The sequence below is a fragment of the Actinophytocola sp. KF-1 genome, from assembly GCF_054661535.1.
Genome location: NZ_BAAFVK010000001.1, coordinates 59,664 through 80,873, shown reverse-complemented (window position 1 = coordinate 80,873; position 21,210 = coordinate 59,664). Strand labels below are relative to the sequence as shown.

General features: G+C 68.1%; 18 protein-coding genes and 1 tRNA gene. 9 read left to right on the top strand and 10 right to left on the bottom strand.

The window, feature by feature from the left end; all coding sequences use genetic code 11:
• Positions 1-46 precede the first annotated feature (46 nt).
• A complete protein-coding gene (locus ACYQ77_RS00330) occupies positions 47-1,747 on the bottom strand; it encodes a bifunctional metallophosphatase/5'-nucleotidase (RefSeq protein ID WP_459706226.1) in 1,701 nt (566 codons plus the stop codon).
• A 111-nt stretch (positions 1,748-1,858) separates the two neighbouring features.
• On the opposite strand from ACYQ77_RS00330, the gene ACYQ77_RS00325 reads away from it, so the two are divergent.
• Both ACYQ77_RS00325 and ACYQ77_RS00320 read left to right on the top strand, forming a co-directional pair.
• On the top strand, positions 1,859-2,335 hold the full coding sequence (locus ACYQ77_RS00325; protein ID WP_459706224.1) for a MarR family winged helix-turn-helix transcriptional regulator: 477 nt from the start codon (positions 1,859-1,861) through the stop codon (positions 2,333-2,335).
• Complete coding sequence (locus ACYQ77_RS00320) at positions 2,335-2,715, top strand: ester cyclase (protein ID WP_459706223.1); 381 nt, start codon at positions 2,335-2,337, stop codon at positions 2,713-2,715. Before ACYQ77_RS00325 ends, ACYQ77_RS00320 begins: the two co-directional genes overlap by 1 nt.
• 11 nt (positions 2,716-2,726) lie before the next feature.
• Here ACYQ77_RS00320 and ACYQ77_RS00315 read toward each other — a convergent pair whose 3' ends face one another.
• The 6 genes from ACYQ77_RS00315 to ACYQ77_RS00290 all read right to left on the bottom strand — a co-directional run bounded on the left by ACYQ77_RS00315 (position 2,727) and on the right by ACYQ77_RS00290 (position 8,770).
• Positions 2,727-3,050: a hypothetical protein gene (locus ACYQ77_RS00315; RefSeq protein WP_459706221.1), complete on the bottom strand. Its 324-nt coding sequence runs from the start codon at positions 3,048-3,050 to the stop codon at positions 2,727-2,729.
• Positions 3,047-3,253 (bottom strand): hypothetical protein, encoded by a 207-nt coding sequence (locus ACYQ77_RS00310; RefSeq protein WP_459706219.1) that lies wholly within the window; start codon positions 3,251-3,253, stop codon positions 3,047-3,049. The genes ACYQ77_RS00315 and ACYQ77_RS00310 overlap by 4 nt, the downstream gene beginning before the upstream one ends.
• 118 nt (positions 3,254-3,371) lie before the next feature.
• Entirely contained in the window at positions 3,372-5,552 is a 2,181-nt protein-coding gene (helR, locus tag ACYQ77_RS00305) for an RNA polymerase recycling motor ATPase HelR (protein WP_459706217.1), read from the bottom strand.
• A gap of 146 nt (positions 5,553-5,698) precedes the next feature.
• Positions 5,699-6,901: a PQQ-dependent sugar dehydrogenase gene (locus ACYQ77_RS00300; RefSeq protein WP_459706215.1), complete on the bottom strand. Its 1,203-nt coding sequence runs from the start codon at positions 6,899-6,901 to the stop codon at positions 5,699-5,701.
• A gap of 127 nt (positions 6,902-7,028) precedes the next feature.
• Positions 7,029-8,114, bottom strand: a complete 1,086-nt coding sequence (locus tag ACYQ77_RS00295) for a sensor histidine kinase (RefSeq protein WP_459706213.1) — start codon at positions 8,112-8,114, stop codon at positions 7,029-7,031.
• Positions 8,114-8,770, bottom strand: a complete 657-nt coding sequence (locus tag ACYQ77_RS00290) for a response regulator transcription factor (protein ID WP_459706211.1) — start codon at positions 8,768-8,770, stop codon at positions 8,114-8,116. The genes ACYQ77_RS00295 and ACYQ77_RS00290 overlap by 1 nt, the downstream gene beginning before the upstream one ends.
• 97 nt (positions 8,771-8,867) lie before the next feature.
• Between ACYQ77_RS00290 and ACYQ77_RS00285 the strand changes: the two genes are divergently transcribed.
• The 5 genes from ACYQ77_RS00285 (at position 8,868) to ACYQ77_RS00265 (ending at position 15,676) form a co-directional block, all read left to right on the top strand.
• The gene (locus tag ACYQ77_RS00285) at positions 8,868-10,022 is read left to right on the top strand and encodes a glycosyltransferase 87 family protein (protein ID WP_459706209.1); all 1,155 of its coding nucleotides are present in this window, start codon (positions 8,868-8,870) and stop codon (positions 10,020-10,022) included.
• 11 nt (positions 10,023-10,033) lie between these two features.
• Positions 10,034-10,549 carry a hypothetical protein gene (locus ACYQ77_RS00280; RefSeq protein ID WP_459706207.1) on the top strand — a complete coding sequence of 172 codons (516 nt, stop codon included), beginning with the start codon at positions 10,034-10,036 and terminating at the stop codon, positions 10,547-10,549.
• A 310-nt stretch (positions 10,550-10,859) separates the two neighbouring features.
• Entirely contained in the window at positions 10,860-11,960 is a 1,101-nt protein-coding gene (locus ACYQ77_RS00275) for a hypothetical protein (RefSeq protein ID WP_459706206.1), read from the top strand.
• A 1,082-nt stretch (positions 11,961-13,042) separates the two neighbouring features.
• Positions 13,043-13,195, top strand: a complete 153-nt coding sequence (locus ACYQ77_RS00270) for a hypothetical protein (protein ID WP_459706204.1) — start codon at positions 13,043-13,045, stop codon at positions 13,193-13,195.
• A gap of 1,284 nt (positions 13,196-14,479) precedes the next feature.
• Entirely contained in the window at positions 14,480-15,676 is a 1,197-nt protein-coding gene (locus ACYQ77_RS00265; protein ID WP_459706202.1) for a pentapeptide repeat-containing protein, read from the top strand.
• Positions 15,677-15,810: 134 nt separating this feature from the next.
• Here the strand turns inward: ACYQ77_RS00265 and ACYQ77_RS00260 are convergent.
• Both ACYQ77_RS00260 and ACYQ77_RS00255 read right to left on the bottom strand, forming a co-directional pair.
• A tRNA-Ser gene (locus ACYQ77_RS00260) sits at positions 15,811-15,895 on the bottom strand.
• Positions 15,896-16,438: 543 nt separating this feature from the next.
• Positions 16,439-17,986, bottom strand: a complete 1,548-nt coding sequence (locus ACYQ77_RS00255) for a M28 family metallopeptidase (RefSeq protein WP_459706200.1) — start codon at positions 17,984-17,986, stop codon at positions 16,439-16,441.
• 150 nt (positions 17,987-18,136) lie between these two features.
• Between ACYQ77_RS00255 and ACYQ77_RS00250 the strand changes: the two genes are divergently transcribed.
• On the top strand, positions 18,137-19,120 hold the full coding sequence (locus ACYQ77_RS00250) for an NAD(P)H-quinone oxidoreductase (RefSeq protein ID WP_459706198.1): 984 nt from the start codon (positions 18,137-18,139) through the stop codon (positions 19,118-19,120).
• On the opposite strand, the gene ACYQ77_RS00245 is transcribed toward ACYQ77_RS00250, so the two are convergent.
• A complete protein-coding gene (locus ACYQ77_RS00245) occupies positions 19,113-20,321 on the bottom strand; it encodes a cysteine desulfurase-like protein (RefSeq protein WP_459706196.1) in 1,209 nt (402 codons plus the stop codon). The genes ACYQ77_RS00250 and ACYQ77_RS00245 overlap by 8 nt on opposite strands.
• Before the next feature lie 76 nt (positions 20,322-20,397).
• Here ACYQ77_RS00245 and ACYQ77_RS00240 point away from each other — a divergent pair, with 76 nt between their 5' ends.
• Positions 20,398-20,931 carry a bacterial proteasome activator family protein gene (locus ACYQ77_RS00240; RefSeq protein WP_459708070.1) on the top strand — a complete coding sequence of 178 codons (534 nt, stop codon included), beginning with the start codon at positions 20,398-20,400 and terminating at the stop codon, positions 20,929-20,931.
• Positions 20,932-21,210: the final 279 nt, after the last annotated feature.

Sequence of the window (21,210 nt, the reverse complement as noted above, 5' to 3'; positions counted from 1 at the left end):
CGTGGCCCGCGGTGCGCACCGCGGGCCACGTTCGCAGGGCGTTCCGTCAGGGCAGGACCGTGATGCGGTCCGCCGCCGGGGGCGCGATGCCCGGGTTCGCCGTCAGGTAGGCGGTGAACGCGTCCAGGTCGACCGGACCACCCGCGATGTCGGTGCCGTTCGCGAACTCCGCGAAGCCGTCACCGCCCGCGGCCAGGAAGTTGTTCACCGACACCCGGTAGGTGGCGTCCGGGGTGACCGGTTCGCCCGCGACCGTGATGTTCGAGATCTTCGACCCGATCGGCGCCGACCGCGACCACGAGTAGTGCAGTGTGGACGAGATCTGCAGGATCCGCACCTGCACGGAACCGTCCGGCTGCGGCTGCCACTGCTGCTCCAGCACGGTCTTCAGCTGCGCGCCCGTCAGCGTCATCGTCTGCATGATGTTGCCGAACGGCTGCACCGCGAACGCCTCGCCGTACGTGACGACCCCGTCGCCCTCACCAGCGGCCGACCCGGCGTAGGTGAGGTCGGTGCGGATGCCGCCCGGGTTGGTGATCGCGATCCGCGCGTCGTTCGACGTGGTCGCGGCGAGCTGCGCGTCGGCGATCACGTCCCCGAGCGGGGACTCACCGGACTCGGGCGCGGCCCGCACCAGGTCCGCGGCGATCGTGCCGACCTGCTGGTTCGCGATCGGCGCGGCCTTCGTCCTCGCCTCGTCGACCAGCGCCTGCACGACCGGGTCCGGCGTGACGTCACGGGTGACGATCTCGTTGTGCGCCACGGTCGACTCGCGCACGACGTCGCGCGTCCGCTTGTCGATCTTCAGGTCCACCACGGACAGCAGGCGGCCGAACGACGCGCCCTGGATGAGCGTGCGCGGCTTGCCTGCCGGGTCGGTGACGGTGCAGTTGTACTGCTGGTGGCTGTGGCCGGTGAACACCACGTCGACCGACGCGGACGCGGCCTTCGCGATCGCCGTCGCCGGACCGGGCTTGGTGCGGCAGTCGTCCGGGCCGCCGCCCTCGGTGTTGTCGCCCTGGTGCACGAGCACGACCTGCGTCTTGATGCCCAGCATGTCCAGCAGTCGCGAGGACCGGTTGATGGCCCGCACCTCGTCGCCGAACTCGAGACCCTCGATGGCCTCCGGCGTCACGACGAGCGGCAGGTCCTTCAGCGTCACACCGATGATGCCGATCGGCACGCCACCGGAGACGGTCACGGTGAACGGCAGTGCCGCGTTCACGCCGTTGTCGAAGTAGACGTTGCCGCCGAGGATCGGGAAGTCCGCGCCCGGGTAGCTGTCCCGGAACCGGCAGCCGTCGTCGGGGTGGCACCCGCCGAACTGCATGCGCAGCAGTTCCTTGTAGCCCTCGTCCAGTTCGTGGTTGCCGATGACGGACGCCGTCAGGCCGATCTCGTTGAGCAGCGCCATGGTCGGCTCGTCGTGGAACAGAGCGGAGTCGAGCGGTGACGCACCGACGTTGTCGCCGGCGGACAGCACGACCGAGTTCGCCACCTGGCCGCGCAACCGCTTGATGTGCGTGGCTAGGTAGGCGGCGCCGCCCGCGTTCACGGTGGTGCCGTCGGGCAGCGTGACGCGGCCGGACGAACCGGACGGTGGCTGCAGGTTGCCGTGGAAGTCGTTGAACGTGATGAGCCGAACGTCCGTGGTGGTGCCGGGCGCGGCGGCCGCCGGTCCCGCGGCCAGCCCCGCGCAGGTGAGCGCGGCCGCCGCCACGGCGGTCAGCTTGGTGAGTGCCCTCATGATCCTCCGTCCAGGCGCCCGGTATCCCCGCCAGGCGCATGCGCTGGGCAGTCTGCACAAGTGACGACGCGTTTGCCAGCCCCGAAGGGTGGAGGATCTAACCTGGTGGATGTGACCGCGACAGCAGGAGAGCCGCGCTGGCTGGACGACAGCGAGATGCGGGCTTGGCGCGCGTACGTGATCGGCAGCGAATTGTTGCGGAAGCAACTCAACCGTGAGCTCCAGGAGCGGCACGGACTGGCGCTCGCGGACTACGAGGTACTGGTGCGACTGTCCGAACAAGACGGTGGCCGGATGCGGATGGCGCACCTCGCCGGTGAGGTGGCGTCGTCGAAGAGCAGGTTGTCCCACCAGATCGGCCGCATGGAGGCCGCAGGCCTGGTCCAGCGCGTCGAGTGCGGTGACGACGCCCGCGGCGTGTTCGCGGAGATCACCGACGCGGGGCGGGAACGGCTGCGCGAGACCGCGCCCACGCATGTGGCCGGTGTCCGCGCGCACCTCGTGGACCTGCTGAAACCCAGCGACCAGGTCGCGCTCGCGGAGATCTTCGAACGCGTGCTGGACCACCTCGACCACCCGGAACACTGATGGACCTGGCGGCCTTCTACCGGCGCTACCTCGCGGTGTGCGACGCGCACCGGTTCGGCGACATCGGCGAGTTCGTGGCGGGCGACGTGCGGGTCAACGACGCACCGACCGGGCTCGACGGGTACGCCGCCGGGCTGCGGGACCTGGTCGCCGCGTTCCCCGACTACCACTGGGACCTGCGGCAACTCGTCGTCGACGGCGACTGCCTGGCCGCCCGCCTCACCGGCACCGGCACGCACACCGGCACCTTCCTGGACGTGCCCGCGACCGGCCGCGCGGTCACCGTGCGGGAACTCGCGATGTACCGGATCGAGGACGGGAAGATCGTCGAGTGCTGGGGCGACCTCGGCTCGTCGATCCGCGACCGGCTCACGACCTGAGGCGTGGTCCGTCACCCGCTGCGACCGATCATCGCCAACGGTGACGACGTGCCGTCGAAATTCGCCAGCCGGTCATCCATGTAGGCGCCATCGTCCACTTGGCGCAGCTCAGCCCACAGGTCCCGCAGGTGTCGGCCGAGCCGCCCGCTGTCGACGAATTCACCCGGCGGTTCGGTGCCTTGACCGCTTTCCTGGTGTCCCTCGCCGGACTGATCACGGCCATCGCGGTTTTCGTTCCCGGGACGCCGAAAAACGTGGCGCCGGGTAACAACCCCGAAATGGACGTACCTTCGGAAACGACTGTCCCGCCACGACCGGAAGCTGAAGTGGATCACGAAGAGGCGGCACCTGCCCCTGACCAGTCCGCGGAGAAGGCAGCCCCTCCGGACGTACGTTCCTCCTCGACGACTCCGTCGGCGACCGACGCCACCACCTCAAGCTCGACACCGGAGCCGACGGAGAGCACACCGACCTCCGAAACCACCACGACCTCGAGTCCTCCAACCACGACGTCACCCACTCCGGCATCGACGACCACACCACCGCCGCCACCCGACCTCCTGGCCTCCATCGGCGCGGGTCTCTTGACGGTCGTGTGGGACGACCAGGTGCGCTGAGCGGCCGGTCCGCACGCAGGACCGGCCGCATCCACGCGGCTAGACCGGCTGCCCGGCGACCTCCATGAGCCCGGACAGCGCCGCGGGCAACGGTCCCCTGTGCAGCACGCCGAGCCGCTGCGTGGCGCGGGTGAGCGCGACGTACAGCTCAGCAGCGCCCCGTGGCCCGTCGGCGAGGATGCGGTCCGGGTCGACGACGAGGACGGCGTCGAACTCCAGCCCCTTCGTCGCCGAAGCGGGCACCGCGCCCGGCACCCCGGGCGGTCCGATCACGACACTCGTGCCCTCGCGGCCCGCTTCGTCCCGTTCGAACTCCGCGATGGCGGCGGCCAGTTCGTCGTCGGTGACCTGCCGCGACCACGGCCGCACCCCGGTCGCGCGCACCGACTCCGGCGCCTGGACGTCCGGGGCGAACTCGGCGAGCAGTGCCGCCGCGACCGCCATGATCTCCGCCGGCGTGCGGTAGTTCACCGTCAGCGACCGGTACACCCAGCGGCCCGGCACGTACCGCTCCAGCATGGCGTCCCACGAGGTCGCGCCCGCCGGTGACCGGCGCTGCGCGAGGTCGCCGACCACCGTGAACGACCGGCCGGGGCAGCGCCGCATCAGCACCCGCCAGTCCATTTCGGACAGCTCCTGCGCCTCGTCGACCACGACGTGCCGGTACGTCCAGTCCCGGTCCTCGGCGGCGCGTTCGGCCAGGTCACGCGTGTCCACCTCGACGAACCGCGCCGCCAGGTCCTCCGCGTAGAGGAGGTCGGTGGCATACAGGTGGTCCTCGTCGTCCATCGAGTCCGCGCGGCCGACCAGGCTGTCCAGCACGCGGGCGGCGTACTCGGCCTGCGCCTTGCGTTCCCGCTCTGCGGTGTCGTCGGCCGGCTTGTCGGGGCCGAGGAGGTCGACCAGCTCGTCCAGCAGCGGCACGTCCGACACCGTCCACGCGGCACCGTCCGCCCGGTGCAGCACCGGGTCGCCGCCCGCCGCGGTGAGCCGCTCCTCGGACTCGTACAGCGAGGCCAGCAGCGTCTCCGGCGTGAGGACCGGCCACAGCTCGTCGATGGTGGCGGTGAAGCGGTCGTCCTCCGCCAGCTCCTTGACCAGCTCGGCCCGCAGCCGCTCCCAGGCGTCCTTGTCGTCCCTGGTCAGCCAGCCGCGGCCGATCCTGGCGAGCGCCCGCTCGGTGAGCACGTAGGTGATGATCTCGACGAACGTGGCGCGGGCCTCGTTGTGCGGCAGGCCGCTCGCACGCGCCTCGTCACGGGCCCACTCGGCCACGGCGGCGTCGATGCGCAGCGGCGCCTCCCGCAACCCGATCTCGATCGGCTCCTCCGGCAGCCGCTGCCGGTCGGCGATCGCCGCCTTGAGCACGTCCAGCATCTTCAGCGAGCCCTTGAGCCGCGCGGCCTCCGGCCCGTCCTCGGCGGTCACGTGCAGGCCCGGCACGAGGTCGCCGGGTGTCATGAACACGACGTCGGACTCCCCGAGCGACGGCAGCACCCGGCTGATGTGGTTGATGAACGCCGGGTTCGGCCCCACCACGAGCACGCCGTGCCGCTCCATGCGTTCCCGCTGCGTGTAGAGCAGGTAGGCGACGCGGTGCAGCGCGACCACCGTCTTGCCCGTGCCGGGGCCGCCCTCGATGACCAGCACCCCGGGGTGCTCGAGCCGGATGATCTCGTCCTGCTCGGCCTGGATCGTGGCGACGATGTCCCGCATGCCCTCGCCGCGCGGCGCGTTGACGGCCGCGAGCAGCGCCGCGTCCCCGCGCACGTCGTCGCCGGGCCGCCCGAACACCTCGTCGGTGAACTCGACCACCCGGCGTCCCCGCGTCAGGAACTGCCGCCGCCTGCGCATGCCCTCCGGATTCGCCCCGGTCGCCGTGTAGAACGGCCGGGCGGCAGGCGCCCGCCAATCCAGCAGCACCGGTTCGTAATCGTCGTCCTCGTCGAAAAGCCCGATCCGCCCGACGTAGGAATGTTCCCCCGAAACGGCGTCGAGCCGCCCGAAACACAACCCGTGGTCCGCGACGTCCAGGCGCCGCACCTCCCGCGCCGTGGCCCGCACCTTGTCGTCCCGGTCCATCGGCGTCCCGCCGTCGTACCGCAAGGCGGCCCTGAACTGCTCCTTCGCCCGCACCCGCTCGGCGTCGAGCCGCTCGTAGAGCCCGGCCACGTAGTCCTGCTCGGACCGCAATTCCTCTTCGTACCCCTGACTTGACACGAGCCCCTCACAGCGCTTAATCTGGTTCCAGGTTCGGCGAGTTCTCCACGTTCTTTTGGAGAGCACGCCGATTTTTTATTGTCCCCGTAATGTCAAGCCCCCCGGGCTCCGGGGGGCTTGAGCGCTGTGCCGGGACTCCGGTTTTCTCAGGGACGGACCACCTCGAACCGCACCTTGCTCAGGTAGCCGGGGAGGTCGCTGAGCACGTACAGCTCCCCGTGCACGTCCCGGTCGATCGCCGTGGGCTGGGTCGGGAAGTTGCCGATCACGGCCGACTCGTAGGTGCCGTCGGCCTTGGGCCGCACGGCGAACGCGAGGGTCGAGCAGTAGTCGCTCGCGATGTAGGTCCCGCGCGCCTCCGGGGTCGCGGATCCGCGGTACACGACGCCGCCGGTCACCGAGCAGCTTTCGGTCATGAAGTGCGGGTACTCGAAGACCGGGTCGGTGTACCGCACGCCGGGCTGGCACTGCTCCGGGTCGAACACCGGGGTGCCCTCCCGGCACGACCAGCCGAGGTTCGCCCCACCCTGCCACGGCTTGATGTGGTCGATCTCCTCGACGAGCCCCTGCCCGACGTCCCCGATCCACAGCGAGCCGTCGGCGGGGTCGATGGAGAACTTCCACGGGTTGCGCAGGCCGTACAGCCAGATCTCCGGCCGCGCCCCGGGCCGCCCGACGAACGGGTTGCCGTAGGGCACGCAGTAGGGCTTGGCGCCACACGTGCGGTTGACGTCGATCCGCACGATCTTGCCCAGCAGGGTGCCGAGGTTCTGACCCGACTTGAACGGGTCGTTCGCGTGGCCGCCGTCGCCGGTCGACCAGTACAGATAGCCGTCGCGGCCGAACGCGACCTGCCCGCCGTTGTGGTTGCCGTACTCGGCGTGCTCCTGGGTGAGCAGGACCTGCAGGCGGTCGGGGGCGTTGAGGGGGACACGTGCCAGGGTCAGCGTGCCCGACGGGAGGCTCGTGAAGGAGACGTAGAGCATCCCGGTCCGCGCGAAGTTCGGCGCCGGCGTGATGCCGAGGAGACCGCGTTCGTTGTCGGAGGTGTCGACCCGCGCGGTCAGGTCGAGCACCGGCGCCGCGGCGAGACCCGTGTCCGGGTGGTAGGCGCGGACGGTGCCGTTCTTCTCGGCGATCAGCATCCGGCCGTCGGGGAGGCCCGTGATCGCGATCGGCCGTTGCAGGCCGTACGCCACCTGTTCGGACACGACCCTGAGCTCGGCGAGCGGCACCGAGCGGTGGTGGGAGGTGCCCGCGGTGGCGGCCGGTGGCAACACGAGCGCGGACAGGGCAAGCACGAACAGGCCGACCAGGATGGCGGCCGAGCGACAACGCCGTCGCAGCATGGTTGAGCTCCTCGGTGCAGGGGGCGGTGAAATCGTTTTGGGAGCGCTCCCAACGGTACAGCGGCCACCCGGTGACATCCAGCCCCCAGTTACCCGGCCCGCCGATATGGGAGCGCTCCAATGCCGTTCATGGCAGGTCGACGGTCACCCGGAGGCCGCCGCGGTCGCCGGGTTCGGCGCTCGCCGTGCCGTGGTGGGCGGTGGCGATCGACCGGACGATCGCAAGGCCGAGACCTGCGCCGTTGCGGTGATCCCGGTCGTCGGTGAGCCTGCGGAACGGCTCGAACAGGGCCGGCACGTCCTTGGCGGGGACGCGTTGCCCGCTGTTGTGCACCGTCAGCGCGGGCGTGCCTGCGACGACGACCTCGACGACACCGTGCGGCTCGTTGTACTTGATCGCGTTGTCGACGAGGTTGGTGACGAGCCGGTCGAGCAGCACCGGGTCACCGGCCACGGTCCGCTCCGCCACCGTCCTGTGCAACGTCACCAAGTGGTTCTCCGCCTGTTCGGCGAACCGGTCCAGCACGGCGCCGACCAGCTCGTCCAGCCGGACCGGTGCGGTGCCGGGCAGCCCGCGGTCGCTCTCGGCGAGCACCAGGAGCCCTTCGATGATCCGCTCGCTGCGCGCGTTCACCGCCAGCAGCTGGGCGGCGAGGGCGTCCACGTTCTGGCTGCCCGTGTCGACGGCGACCTCGACCAGCGTCCGCTGCACGGCCAGCGGGGTGCGCAGTTCGTGGGAGGCGTTGGCGGCGAACCGGCGCTGGCCCTCGTAGCCGGTCGCCACCCGGTCGAGCATCTCGTTCAGCGCGTCGGCCAGGGCACGCACCTCGTCGTTCGGGCCGCCGTAGGAGATGCGCTGCCCGAGGTTCTGCGGTCCCAGCCGCCGCACCGAGGTCGCCATGGCCGCGAGCGGCCGCAACACGCGCCGGGCGACCAGGAACAGGACCAGGAGGACGACGCCGAGGCAGGCCAGCACGATCGCCACGCCGAGGAACCGGACCGGCACCGGGAACGGAGCGCACTCGTACTCCATGTCCAGGGGGCTGAGGCCGCCGTCGGGGTAGCGGAGGTCGTAGACACACATCCCCCGGCCTTCGACGACCGAGTACCACAGGCTCGTCAGGCGGTGCTTCACGACCCAGATCACCGCGGCGCCGACGAGGAACGACACGAAGCAGGCGACCACGATCCGGGTCCTGGGGTGCCCGAGCATCAGCCGAACCGGTAGCCGGCGCCGGGGACGGTGTGGATGACCGGCGGGTCGCCCAGCTTGCGGCGCAACGTCATCACGACCACCCGCACCGAGTTGGTGAACGGGTTCGCGTGCTCGTCCCACGCCTTCTCGAGCAGCTGTTCCGGGCTCACCACCGCGCCCGCGGACCGCATCAACACGACCAGCACGGCGAACTCCTTGGGTGTCAGCGCCAACCGGCAACCGTCCCGGGCGACGTGCCGCCGGGCGACGTCGAGCACGACACCCGCGTGGTCGAGCACCGGCGGGTGCGCGGCGACCGCGCGCCGCCCGAGCGCGTGCACCCTGGCAACCAGCTCGGCGAAGGCGAACGGCTTGGTCAGGTAGTCGTCGGCGCCGATGCCGAGCCCGTCGACCCGGTCGCGGATGCCGGCGGCCGCGGTCAGCATGAGCACCCGCGTTTCGCGGCCGGCGGCCACGATCCGGCGGCACACCTCGTCCCCGTGGACCTTGGGCAGGTCACGGTCCAGGACCACCACGTCGTACGCGTTGGCCGCCGTGCGCTCGGTGGCCGCGTCGCCGTCGTAACAGACGTCGACCGCGAAGCCGTGGTGCCGCAACCCGTCGGCCAGCGTGTCGGCAAGCACCCGTTCGTCCTCCGCGACGAGCAGCCGCACGTGATCACCCCCGCGCGGATGGTCCCGCAGGGCGGATAAGGACGGCATAAGTCGCGGACTTAGCCGATCGCGACCGCGGGGTGCCTAGACCGTCCCCATGCTCCCAAGAGTGGCGACCGCCGGTGTCGTGGTCGCGAACGTCGGTGTGCTGTGCTGGTTCCTGCTGTCCTTCCGGCACGGCCTGTACGTGTACCGCGCGGACCTGGACGTGTACCGCCTGGGCGCCGACGCGTGGCTGCGCGGCGCTGACCTGTACGGCGTCCTCCCACCTCTGCGCATCGGCACCGTCATGCCGTTCACGTACCCGCCGATCGCCGCCGTGCTGTTCACGCCACTGGCAGCCATCCCCTTCACCGCGGCGAGCCTCGTGCTGTCCGCCACCACGATCGTGCTGGTCGCCGCCGTGCTGGTGGTGACGCTGCGTGCCCTGGCGGTGCGGGCGTCGTGGCTGCTGGTCGGCGCGCTGCTACCGGTCGCACTCGTCACGGAGCCGGTCCGCACCACCCTCTACCTGGGGCAGGTCAACGTCGTGCTGATGGCGCTCGTCGTGTTCGACTGCCTGGCCCGCAACCCCCGATGGCCACGCGGCGTGCTGGTCGGCGTGGCGGCCGCGGTGAAACTGACGCCTGCCGTGTTCGTGCTCTACTTCCTGGTACGCGGCGACCGCAAAGCCGCGGCGATCACGGCGGCGTCCTTCGCGGGCGCCACGGGTCTGGGTTTCCTGCTGGCAGGCCGCGACTCACTGCGGTACTGGACCACGACGGTGTTCGACAGCGACCGGATCGGCGGCGCCACCCGCACCGCGAACCAGTCGATCAGAGGTCTGCTGGCCCGCCTCGGCATCGAGTCCAGCGCGGTGTGGCTCGTGCTGTGCGCGGCCCTGGTCTGCCTGACTTTGGTCGCCATGCGCGCGGTGGAGGATCGTCCGGTGTGGACGCTGGGCGTCAACGCACTCGGCACACTGCCCCTCGCGCCGGTGTCCTGGTCGCACCACTGGGTCTGGTGCGTGCCGGTACTGCTGGCGGCGGGTGTGCACGCCCGGCGTGCTGCGGTCGGTGGGCTACTGCTGTTCGTCCTGTCCCCACACTGGTGGTGGTCACCTGACCACGAGTGGACCTTCTGGCGCCTGATGACCGGCAACCTGTACGTCTGCTTCGCGATCCTGGTCGTGGCACCCCGCAGGGGAGCCGCACCGAAGGTCGGCCCTGGCATGCTGACGTGCGCGACGGATCCCGTCTGCGGAAGAGTGTGAGGTGGAGGCCGATGGCGGAGCAGCAGGATGACTGGGTGCAGGTCCACCTCCCGGGTGGCCCGTCCGTCCCGGTCCGCCGCGGCAGCCCGGCGGAGGCGGTGTTCAGCGGTCGGCCGAACGCCCCCACCCCGGCGTGGCGCATGCAGTGGAGCACCGGATTCCTCGGCGACTTCCTGTGGATGACCCTGCCGGAATGCCGCCCGTTCTTCGCGGAGCGGATCAAGGCGGAACTCGAGGACGCGATCGACCTCGGCCGCGAACTGCAGCCCATCGGTCCACTGGACATCGCATGTGACGTGCTGTGGTACCCGCTCGTCCGGCCAGCCCTGAACGCCGACCCGATGGACGAGGAGTGGGTGACCCGGCTGCTCCGTGTCGTGCGGGAGGCGTTCGAACTGGAACCGCCACCCTGGGAGGACACCCGCTACGGCCTGCGCGTGTACGTGCTGGAGAACCTCGACGTGCCCGAGTACATCGGCACCGTCAAACGCCTCGACCCAGCACTGTTCGCCCTGATCAGGGGCTGAGCCGTCGACAGTTGTGCCCAGCAGGCTTCAGGGGACTCTGCCACCGTACTGCGCGGTCACGCTGGCGGAGGCGGAGGGATTTGAACCCCCGGTCCCGTGAAGGACTCCTGTTTTCACGATCTACGCAACACCGTTCAGCCTTGTTCATGTGAGCACATCTTCGCAGGTCAGAGGCTCGTGCTATGCACGCCGGACGCCCTCGAACGGGGTTGGATGAGACTGTCATTGAGACTGAGCGCGCCCCAGCCGCGATGCCCAGTTGACGACGGTCACAAGAGCCTCTCGCTGGGGGCGGCGCATACTACGGCTCGTGCGTACGTCACGACCGCCGGGCGGTGTCGATCCAGCCTGGCCGATCTCAATCGAGAGCTGGACGAAGGACGAGTTCAACTCGGTGTGGGTCGCTGCCGATGAGTCGGGCACGACCGGCGAGGACCTACTCAGCGACCAGCCGGTGATGGCCCATGCCACGGTACGCATTGATGATCACACCGCAGCCGAAGTCCTGGCGGATCTACGCGCCCGCGCGAGATCGATCCAAGCCGAGGAGCTGAAATTCCGGCATGTTCGCCGCGGTCGTGCGGCGGAGGTTCTTGCGGAGATGTTGGTGCCGGGAGGCGCTCTCGCCGGTCGCGTCAACCTAGTTGTGGCGTTCAAGCCGTACATGGCTGTCAGCAAGGTTATCGACCTGCTCATCGAGGAGTGGGCGAACGAACAGGGCATCGACCTGTACGAGGGCCGTCGAGCCCGAACCATGGCCCGGACGCTGTTCCGGGACGGCCCCCGCGGTCTCGGCGAGATGTGGAGCCCCTTCCTCGATGCCTTCGTCCGACTGGCCCGGCCAAGCCAGACCGGACGCCCCGAAGAGCGCCTGGAGGCGTTCTTCACAGTGGTCGAAGGGGCCCAACGACGGAACCACCGGCGATCTCTGGACCCGATCCTGTTCATGCTGGGACGCTCCGCACAGCACGCCGAGGATCTGGTAGCCGCAATCAACCGAGAGGACGAGCCCTTGCTGTCCTCGCTGGACCCGCACGTCGCGTTGCTGCCGGATAGTCTCCGGTACTGGTATCGAGAGATCGGCAAGCCCTACCGGCTGCTCCACGACGAACATGTCGTCCTCACCTCACGCATGGTCACACAAACCATGACCGGGTTAGCCAACCGGTTCCCAGGCATACCCTGGGGCGGAAGGGCCGAACTCGCCCTATTCGGCGTTGGAACCTCACACGCACATCCCTCGATACAACTAGCAGACCTCGTCGCAGGCGCTGGCAGAACGCTGACCAGCGATTTCCTGAACGACACAACGACTCTCCCCCCATCCCTGACCGATGCGTTAACACCCGCGATCACCTGGGGCTTGTTGCCAGACGACAGCTTCTGGAAGCGCCGACGCTATTTCCCGTGAGGAGATCTTGGGCGCGGCCATTCGTAGCAGTTATTAGGACAGGAACCTTGAGAGCGTTGCATTGCCAGTACCCGACCTGACGATTACTGGTGGTGGCCAAGTTATATTGATACTGCTACGGCGGGACCAGTCGCACGATTCGGACAGCGCGGTTGTTACAGCAGCTCCCACAACGGAAGTCGCCGATCGGCGGGTGACGGTAGCGGTCGCGTCACCTACTGCCCGCCGTTTCTACCGCGCCATCAGCAACCGACGTGAACAGCAACGCATACGATCCGACTATGCCAGCTACCCCAAGCCGCCCCGATACACCAAAACCGACTCTGGTAGTCAAGTCCTGCCTGGCCTTGACAAAGGAGCTCGAAGATCTCAAGCGCAACGTCGAGGAGTACGCATCAGCTCCACGAGCAGGCTGTCACTATCTTCGAGAGTCGAAGGCCTGGAAGGATGCACCACAGCACTCGCAGCGCGCTCACCGACGACGGCTATGGCTGCAAGCATTGGGCCTGTCCAGGCTGACAATTGTCAACGTATTGGACCATCTCTGGACAATTACTCACGTACTAAGCGCTGACTCTATCCCGTTGTACAGCCATCAGACGCTCACGCGAGTCGCCTGCGAGGGAGCAGCACGAATCGCACACCTGTTGGACGAGAGCGCAAGCTATGAGTCCCGCCTGTTACGCGCTGCCGCGCCAATTCTGGCCGACGCTGATGCGAAGATCACTGAGATCCGTGAGGTTATAGCTGCTAGACCTGACCTTCCGATAACGCTCGATTCTGCCAACAACCATCGAGACGCCGTGCTGCGAATGATCGATTTGGCAGGCATCAGAATCACATATAACACGAGGCATACCCCCGTGCGACTTGAGCTTGGCGACTCAGGTCAGCACGAACCCTATAAGCCGAACTTTACGACCCTGATGGCTAAATACTTTCCCGAGCGACCGGCTTCATACAGATCCACTTCGGGTATTGTACACAGCAACCCAACTACCCTCGGTACAACCGTTGTCTCGTCACCCTTAGCCCCAGAGTTGGAACTGGGACCGGATGTTCCGGGCATCGGAGCAGCCGTAATGACCGCGATCGACGCGTCCATCATCGTCACGGAAGCGTACGCACGGTTCTACGGGCACACACCCGGGTCCGCCGTACGTGCGAGCAGACGACGCCAGCATGCCATCGACGTTTTCATGCAGCGATGGTTCATCGAACAGCATGCCAACTGATCAACCGACCATGGACACGCCAGCACAAAGGTAGCCAAGCAACGGCACAGCGCCGGAGTGTCGGCTTCCTAGGGCCCAGTTGGGGTGCTCTACTACAGACAGCAGGCTCGAACGTCTGTTCGACCTTCGTAGCGCACCTCCATGGCGATCATCAGCCATGGGACAACAATCGGAGATGCCAGTGTCTGAACGTCCACCAGGCGGTCCCATCGATATCTCGCAAGATCCCGACCTTTTGAAGGTTGCTCGCCGCGGTCGGCGACGCTACTCACAGGGGAGTCGCGGCCGAAGGAAGCGCAAGGCCCGCCAGGCTCTCCTGAGAGGCACCGTGGTGCCGATGTCCGTGTATACATCCACGGACGAGCCTCCCGAGGAATTGTTACGCGCCTTAAACCAGCTGCTACGCAAAACAGGGCTTGTAGTGTCATACGAGGGAGATATCCAGCGTGGATCCTGGTTCAGGTCATGGCGTGTTCGAGAAACAAGAGTCGGCGGCCTACGAAAACTCGCCCGCCTTGCAAAGAAGGCAGAGCGGGTCGGAGAACTGCGATACATATACGCCGCAAGAGCTGAAAGCGACGAGCATGAAGCCAACGCCGTGGCAACAGTCATCGCATCCCTAGATAGTGTAGATAGCGCAGTTATTCAACTAAGCTCGATGATTATCGTGAAACTCAATGGTGAACTCATCTGTAGGGTGCTTTCCGAGACCGAACTGCAGCATCTGCAAAGCCATCCCGAACTACTAAAGGCCCCCAGCCAGTTGTTTCACGCAATATCAGGGCAATCCATCGACAAGATGACTTCGTAAGCGCTGGACCACCGCGCCTCCGAGATGTCCACTTTCGCAGACTCGACATCCAGGTTGCTCGGGTAACGTCGCTAACAGCCGCAACACTGCAGGCAAGGGGCACATTTGATTGGTAATCGTTCCGCAAACCGTCCGGGCTAGTTACCACACAAACGCCCGTTACCGATGTCGTCAATGATCATCAGTTCTCTACCTCGGGCAACCCAGCAGTTACCGCACTGGTGTCTACCACATTCGTGTCCAAGCGAAGACAAGCAACGGCGGCGGCAGATGGGGACACCTCCGTCCGGAGCAGTAGAGAGTCCTCATCCAACACCGAGGGCAAGCAGTACGTGCGTGTGCGGACGTTGTGCCGCACAAACATCGCGACGCGCATCCTCCTTGATGCGCTTACGTGGGCCTGCAGCCAACAAAATCGCTGTCGCACGAAACATAGAGCCAGATATAGCGATGCATCTTCAGTGATGAAACGAATGAAGATCACGGTCCGTGACTGGTGGCGCGCACGCCGCGGCACATGGTGGTGGGCGATAGTTGTTGTCGTCGTTCCAGTGATCGGCTTGACCACGGCAGCCGCATGGCTCCTGCCGGTAATGGTAGACGTGACATCCTCAAACGATCGACTGGAAGTGGCCCGTATCGCGCTTACCGTCGGAGCTGGCACCGGAGGTGTGGTGGCGCTAGTAATAGCTGGTCGTCGCCAATGGTCGACTGAACGAGCGCACCATGCCAACGACCACGACGCCACTGAACGTCGTATCACCGAGTTGTACACAAAAGCTGTTGACCAGTTAGGCTCAGAACGAGCAGCCGTCCGCCTGGGTGGGTTGCATGCATTGGAACGGCTCGGCGACTCTAACCCCTCCCAACAACGCACCATTGGTGACGTCATCTGCGCATATCTACGGATGCCGTACACCAGTCCACCAGAGCTAGACGCGGACGCCGACGCGGACGAACGCCAAGAGCACGATCGACTCGTCCAGGAACTGGAGACGCGAAGGACTGCGCTTGAAATCCTCATCCGCCACGCACCCGACCAAGACATGCCTTGGCCTGAACTCCGCATCCGCCTCCAAAGAGCGAACTTGACCAACAGCGACCTAGGCGGCGCTAACTGGCACAACGCGAACCTAGCCGATGCTGATCTCACTGACGCGAACCTCATCGACGCTGACCTCACCGGCGCGAATCTAACCGGCGCTGATTTGACCAGAGCGCTGCTTACCAGAGCAAAACTGATCACAGCGAGTATGAGCAAAGCTACTCTGATCGGAGCAAACCTGGCGTCCGCCGACCTGCCCAGGGCGGACTTGAGTCACGCAAACCTCTCCTACGCGAATCTAAGTCGCTCGAACCTGACGGATACGCATCTGTTCTATGCAGAGTTGATCGAAGCAGACCTAACCGACGCGGACCTGACCGACTCAAGCATGTCTTGCGTCGATCTGACAGATGCGAACCTGACCAGAGCAAGCCTGGTCAGCGTGCACCTGTCTGACTCAAACCTGATCAACGCGAACTTGACCGGAGCGGATCTGAGCGACGCGGACCTGACCAACTCAGACGTGGCCGGAGCTGACTTCACCGGCGCATACCTGGCTGGCGCGAACTTGACCAACTCGAATCTGACCGACGATCAGCGTAGCGCTGCGCAAAGGGAGAGCTAGCCTCGAAGTGCGCGGTGGACCGCATCCGAGACGCTTACCTGGGTGGGGCAAATGAGACCCGGAATGAGACCCGCCGGTGACCGACCCGCGCGGCGAAACGTCACAGCTTTGACGTTTCGCCTGGTCAGACTGTGCGGAGGCGGAGGGATTTGAACCCCCGGACCCGTGAAGGTCTCCTGTTTTCAAGACAGGTGCATTCGGCCGCTCTGCCACGCCTCCCTACCTGCAGGGTAGCGGGCCCGCGAGCGCCGGTTTCGAGGGCTTCCGGCCATCGGGAAGTGGTCACTGTCTGTTTCGGACAGTGACGATGAGTTTCACCAGTTCAGGACACCTGCGTGGGGTTGTGACGCGGGGCACACGGGTGCATGCTGGAAGCACGGCCGGCCAAGGAGGGCCCGTCGGGAAAGGGCAGGTGGTGCCATGGCAATGCTGAGTGAACGGCGTGGTGGGCCGCGGCTCGCTGTGACCCCGCGGGTGAGCTGACAGGCATCGGCTCGGTCGCGATTGCGGAGCAGCGCCAGAGTTCGGGCGCTCGAGTGCGCACAACGCACCTCCCGCGCGCCTCGACGTTGTTGATCCCTCCGTCTGGGCAGCATTCCGGCGCTGTCCGGTGTGGATCCACGCCAGTCTGGACGCGAGTGGGCCACCACAGAACTTCGACAACCTGGGTGCGGCGGCCGCTGGCGCCGCACCCAGGCGCTTCACGCGAAGAGGGCCGCATCCCTACGGCGGGGTGCGGCCCTCTTCGTTCTTCCTCAACCTCTAGATGAGGACGCCGTGGTGGTCGTCCGGCTCGGCCTTGGCCACCGACGCCGCCGCGGTGCGGGCCGCCGCGGTGCGGGTCTTGGCGCGGGTCGCGCGGGGCGGGACGCCGTTGATGTCCTCCGTGGAGATCGCGTACGAGCCCAGGACGAAGGCGATCGCGTCCGAGTTGCGGTCCAGCGCCACGCGGTCGACGTTGCCCAGGTTGTCGCACGCCTGGTGGTAGCACTGGTCGAACGCCTCACCGGCGATGCCGCCCCACTTGGCGGCCTGGGCCTCGGTCTTCACCATCTCGGCGCCGGTGAACAGGCCGCCCGCCGGGATGCCGTTCAGGATGAACTCGCCGTAGTCCGAGCGGCCGTCGAAGTCGCGGCCCTCGATCTGGATGCCGGTGTAGTCGAAGTAGTCGACGAACGCCTGCTCGATCTGCGCCGAGCCGTACGGGCCGGGGCCCGCGCCGACACCGTCGGAGTTGTCACCGTCGAAGGTGAAGTAGCCGGCGTTCGGCGAGCCGATCATGTCGAAGTTCAGGTACAGCGCGATGTTCAGCTGCTCCTCGAAGTCGAGGTTCTGCACGTAGTACTCCGACCCGACCAGGCCGAGCTCCTCCGCGCTCCACCACGCGAAACGCACCGCGTTGTTGACCCTCGGCGACCCACCGAGCTGTAGCGCGGTCTCCAGCAGCGCCGCGGAACCGGTTCCGTTGTCGTTGATGCCCGGGCCGACGGCCACGCTGTCGAGGTGGGCACCCGCCATGACGACGTTGTTGTGCCGCCCCGTCTGGGTCTCCGCGATCACGTTGTACGAGACGCGGTCCTCCATGAAGCCCTGCAGGTTGAGCGTCACCGCGGCGCCGTCCTGCGACGACAGCGCCTGGCCCTGCGCCTGCGTCAGGCCACCGGCCGGGGCGCTGCCCTCGACCGGCGCGCCGAGTGTGCCGTTCAGCGTGCCCGCCGTGTTGTTGTAGACCAGCACCGCCAGCGCGCCACCCTCGGCGGCGGCCAGGGCCTTCGCGCCGAACGTGCACGCGCCGCGGCTGATCAGCGCGACCTTGCCGACGGCGTTCGCGTAGTCGGACGCCTCGCAGCCCGGGGTCGCGTCCGGCGGGACCACGGCGAGCGTGCTCGTCACACCGCCGGCGGGCGTCGACTGGCTGTAGCTCATGCGAATGACGGGCACGGCCGTGCCGCCCACGGTCAGTGACTGACCACGGGTCTCGTCGTACACGAACGGGAACTCCTGCCGTTCGACCGTGTACCCCGCCGCCTCGAGCTTCGTGGCGATGTACTCGGCCGACGCCTCGTGCCCCGCCGTGCCCGCCGCGCGGGTGCCGCCGTTGCGGTCGGCGAGCCGCTGCAGCGCGATCAGGTGGCGGTTGGTGTTCTCGACCTTGACCTTGTTGACCAGCTGACGGGCCAGCGCGGGCCCGTCGGGGATCGGGGCCGCGACGCGCGGGGCGGCCGCCGCGGGAATGGTCGCGAGGCCGACGCCGGTGGCGGCCGCGAGTAACGCGACCCCGGCGCGGAATGTCGTCTTGCGGGACGGCATGGGCGGGTTCCTCTCGTCTTGGCTCAGACGCCGGCGCCTGGATCGTCCCGATCTCGATCGCCACGCCCGGCGTGCGCAGCTTTGTCGGGAACTCCGCACTGGTCAAGCCCCGGACACGGACTGTTATGCACCACGGATTACCGTTCGTCCATGCACGCGATCACGATCACGCAACCGGGTGGTCCGGAAGTTCTGGCCTGGACGGAGCAACCGGATCCGCAGGCCGGACCAGGCGAGGTTGTGCTGGATGTCGCCGCCGCGGCCGTCAACCGCGCTGACCTGCTGCAGCGCCAGGGCAACTACGCGCCGCCGCCCGGCGTGACGGACGTGCCCGGTCTCGAGTGCGCCGGCACGGTCGCCGCGCTCGGCGAGGGCGTCACCGGGCTCGCGGTCGGCGAGGAGGTGTGCGCGCTGCTGTCCGGCGGCGGTTACGCGACGAAGGTCGTGGTGCCCGCGGGCCAGGTCATGCCGCTTCCGTCCACTGTGGACGTGGTGACCGCGGCCGGGCTGCCGGAGGTCGCGGCCACCGTGTGGTCGAACGTGGTCATGGTCGCCGGTCTCGCTGCGGGTGAAACCCTGCTGGTGCACGGGGGCGCGAGCGGCATCGGCACGCACGCCATCCAGGTCGCCAAGGCGCTCGGCGCGCGCGTCGCCGTGACCGCGGGGTCCGCGGAGCGGCTCGAGCGGTGTGCCGAGCTGGGCGCGGACATCCTGGTGAACTACCGCGAGCAGGACTTCGTCGAGGCGGTGCGCGCCGCGACGGACGGCCGCGGCGCGGACGTGGTGCTCGACAACATGGGCGCGAAGTACCTGCCGCGCAACGTGGACGTGCTCGCGCGGCTCGGCAGGCTCGTCGTGATCGGCATGCAGGGCGGCGTCAAGGGCGAGCTGAACATCGGGAAGCTGCTGGCGAAGAACGGCACGGTCACCGCGACGTCGCTGCGGTACCGGCCGGTCGCCGAGAAGACCGCCATCTGCCGCGAACTGGTGGAGAAGGTGTGGCCGCTCGTCGAGGCGGGCGAGGTCCGGCCGATCACGCACGAGGTGCTGCCGGTCGAGCAGGCGGGCAACGCGCACCGCAAGCTCGAGGAGGGCGGCGTGCTCGGCAAGCTGCTGCTCAGGATGCCTAGCTGATCGACGTCAGGGCGGCGACCGCCTCGACGAGTGCGTCGATCTCGGCCGACGTCGTGTAGTGCGCGAGGCCGATGCGGACCGCGCCGCCGACCTCGGCCACGCCCAGGGCGGCGAAGACGCCGCTCGGCACGTCATCGGAGAACGCGCAGATGCCGCGGTCGGCCAGGTGCGCGACCGCGGTGGACGCCTTGACGTCGGTGACCGTGAACGCGAGCGCCGGGACGCGGCGCATCGCGTCGCCGATGACCGTCACGTGCAGCAGGCCGCGCAGCTCGGAGATCAGCTTGCCGAGCATGCCCGCCTGGTAGGACTTGGCCGAGCCGATCGACGTCTGCAGGCGGTCGCGACGGGTACCGGTGGCGGCGTCGTCGAGGCTCGCGAGGTAGTCGACGGACGCGACCAGGCCCGCGAGCAGCGGGTACGCGTGCTGCCCCAGCTCCATGCGGCCCGGCCCGGTCTGGTTCGGGCCCAGCGCGGACGCGGGCAGCCGGTCCAGCAGCGACGGGTCGGCGAACGCGAGCGCGCCGACCGCGGGCCCGCCCCACGCGGTCGCGTTCAGTGCGATCACGTCGGCGCCGATGGCCTTGATGTCGAGCGGCACGAACGGCGCCGCGGAGGACGCGTCGACGACGACCAGCGACCCCGCCTCGCGGGCCAGCGCGGTGATCTTGCCGAGGTCCGGCCGGGTGCCGACGACGCCGGACGCGGCGGTCACGGCCACGACCTTCGTGCGGTGCGTGATCAGCGACTCGTACTGCCAGGCGGGCAACTCGCACGTTTCAATGTCGATCTCCGCCCACCGCACGGTCGCGCCCGCGCGCTGCGCGACCCGCAGCCAGGGCGCGATGTTCTGCTGGTGGTCGAGGCGGGACAGCGCCACCTCGTCGCCGATGACCCAGCCGCCGCCGACCGCCTCCGCGAGCCGTTGCAGGAGCACGGCCGGGTTGGGGCCGAGGACGACACCGGACGGGTCACACCCGACGAGGTCGGCGATGGCGCGGCGGGCGGCGTCGACGATGGCCTCCGCGCGCTGGGATGCCGGGAACACGCCGCCCGGGCCGGACACGGGTGCCCGCAGCGCGGTGGAGACGGCCGTGGCGACCTGCTCCGGCACCTGCATGCCTGCCGGGGCGTCCAGGTGGATCCAGCCATCACCCAACGCGGGGAACCAGCCCCGAATCGCAGCGACGTCGAACGCCATGGCTCAACACCGTACGGAGCCGCGCGGGGCCGTCGTTTGCGGGGTCGCGATGACGACTACCCTCGCATGCGTGCAGATGAACCCTGGCCAGGAGAACGAGCAGCCGCAGCACGTGGTCGTGATGGGCCCGGACGGCGCCCCCGTCGGCGCCGCCTCGCTGAAGGACGGCGAGAACGCCGAGCAGGTCGGCGACATGGTCGAGCAGCCCGCCAAGGTCATGCGCATCGGCACGATGATCAAGCAGCTGCTCGAGGAAGTGCGGGCGGCACCGCTGGACGAGGCCTCGCGCAATCGTTTGCGGGAGATCCACATGCGGTCGATCGCCGAACTGGAGGACGGGCTCGCGCCCGAGCTCCAGGAGGAGCTGGAGCGGCTGTCGCTGCCGTTCACCGAGGAGAACACGCCGTCGGACGCCGAGCTGCGGATCGCCCAGGCCCAGCTGGTCGGCTGGCTGGAGGGGCTGTTCCACGGGATCCAGACCGCGTTGTTCGCGCAGCAGATGGCGGCGCGGGTGCAGCTGGAGCAGATGCGGCGCGGCCTGCCGCCGGGCGCCGGTGGCGGGGACGCGCAGGACGGGCCCGGGATTCGCGGGACCGGGCAGTACCTGTAGCCGCGGCCGGAATGCCCTGAAAGCGCCTTTCAGGGCATTGCCGCCTGCCCGGAAACGGCTCTGAACCGCGAGAACTCCGGGCTCAGCACGGTTTGACGTCCGTGGTGTGCCCGCCATGGGCGCTACGCGCCCGTCATTCCGGGGTAGGCGCACACCGCTCGCGCGCGCGATGGCAACCCCCACCCGATCCCGGGGGCCACCCGCCATGCCAGTCTACCGGTGTCCACCGACAATTCCAGGGCGCTGCGCGAAACTGTGGACAACCGGGTGACCTGTGGA

Coding starts and splice junctions, on each gene's coding strand:
- ACYQ77_RS00270 (WP_459706204.1), top strand. CDS start 13,043: ATGACCGCGATCGACGCGTCCATCATCGTCACGGAAGCGTACGCACGG.
- ACYQ77_RS00265 (WP_459706202.1), top strand. CDS start 14,480: ATGAAGATCACGGTCCGTGACTGGTGGCGCGCACGCCGCGGCACATGG.
- ACYQ77_RS00245 (WP_459706196.1), bottom strand. CDS start 20,321: ATGGCGTTCGACGTCGCTGCGATTCGGGGCTGGTTCCCCGCGTTGGGT.
- ACYQ77_RS00280 (WP_459706207.1), top strand. CDS start 10,034: ATGGCGGAGCAGCAGGATGACTGGGTGCAGGTCCACCTCCCGGGTGGC.
- ACYQ77_RS00255 (WP_459706200.1), bottom strand. CDS start 17,986: ATGCCGTCCCGCAAGACGACATTCCGCGCCGGGGTCGCGTTACTCGCG.
- ACYQ77_RS00240 (WP_459708070.1), top strand. CDS start 20,398: ATGAACCCTGGCCAGGAGAACGAGCAGCCGCAGCACGTGGTCGTGATG.
- ACYQ77_RS00250 (WP_459706198.1), top strand. CDS start 18,137: ATGCACGCGATCACGATCACGCAACCGGGTGGTCCGGAAGTTCTGGCC.
- ACYQ77_RS00295 (WP_459706213.1), bottom strand. CDS start 8,114: ATGCTCGGGCACCCCAGGACCCGGATCGTGGTCGCCTGCTTCGTGTCG.
- ACYQ77_RS00300 (WP_459706215.1), bottom strand. CDS start 6,901: ATGCTGCGACGGCGTTGTCGCTCGGCCGCCATCCTGGTCGGCCTGTTC.
- ACYQ77_RS00320 (WP_459706223.1), top strand. CDS start 2,335: ATGGACCTGGCGGCCTTCTACCGGCGCTACCTCGCGGTGTGCGACGCG.
- ACYQ77_RS00330 (WP_459706226.1), bottom strand. CDS start 1,747: ATGAGGGCACTCACCAAGCTGACCGCCGTGGCGGCGGCCGCGCTCACC.
- ACYQ77_RS00285 (WP_459706209.1), top strand. CDS start 8,868: ATGCTCCCAAGAGTGGCGACCGCCGGTGTCGTGGTCGCGAACGTCGGT.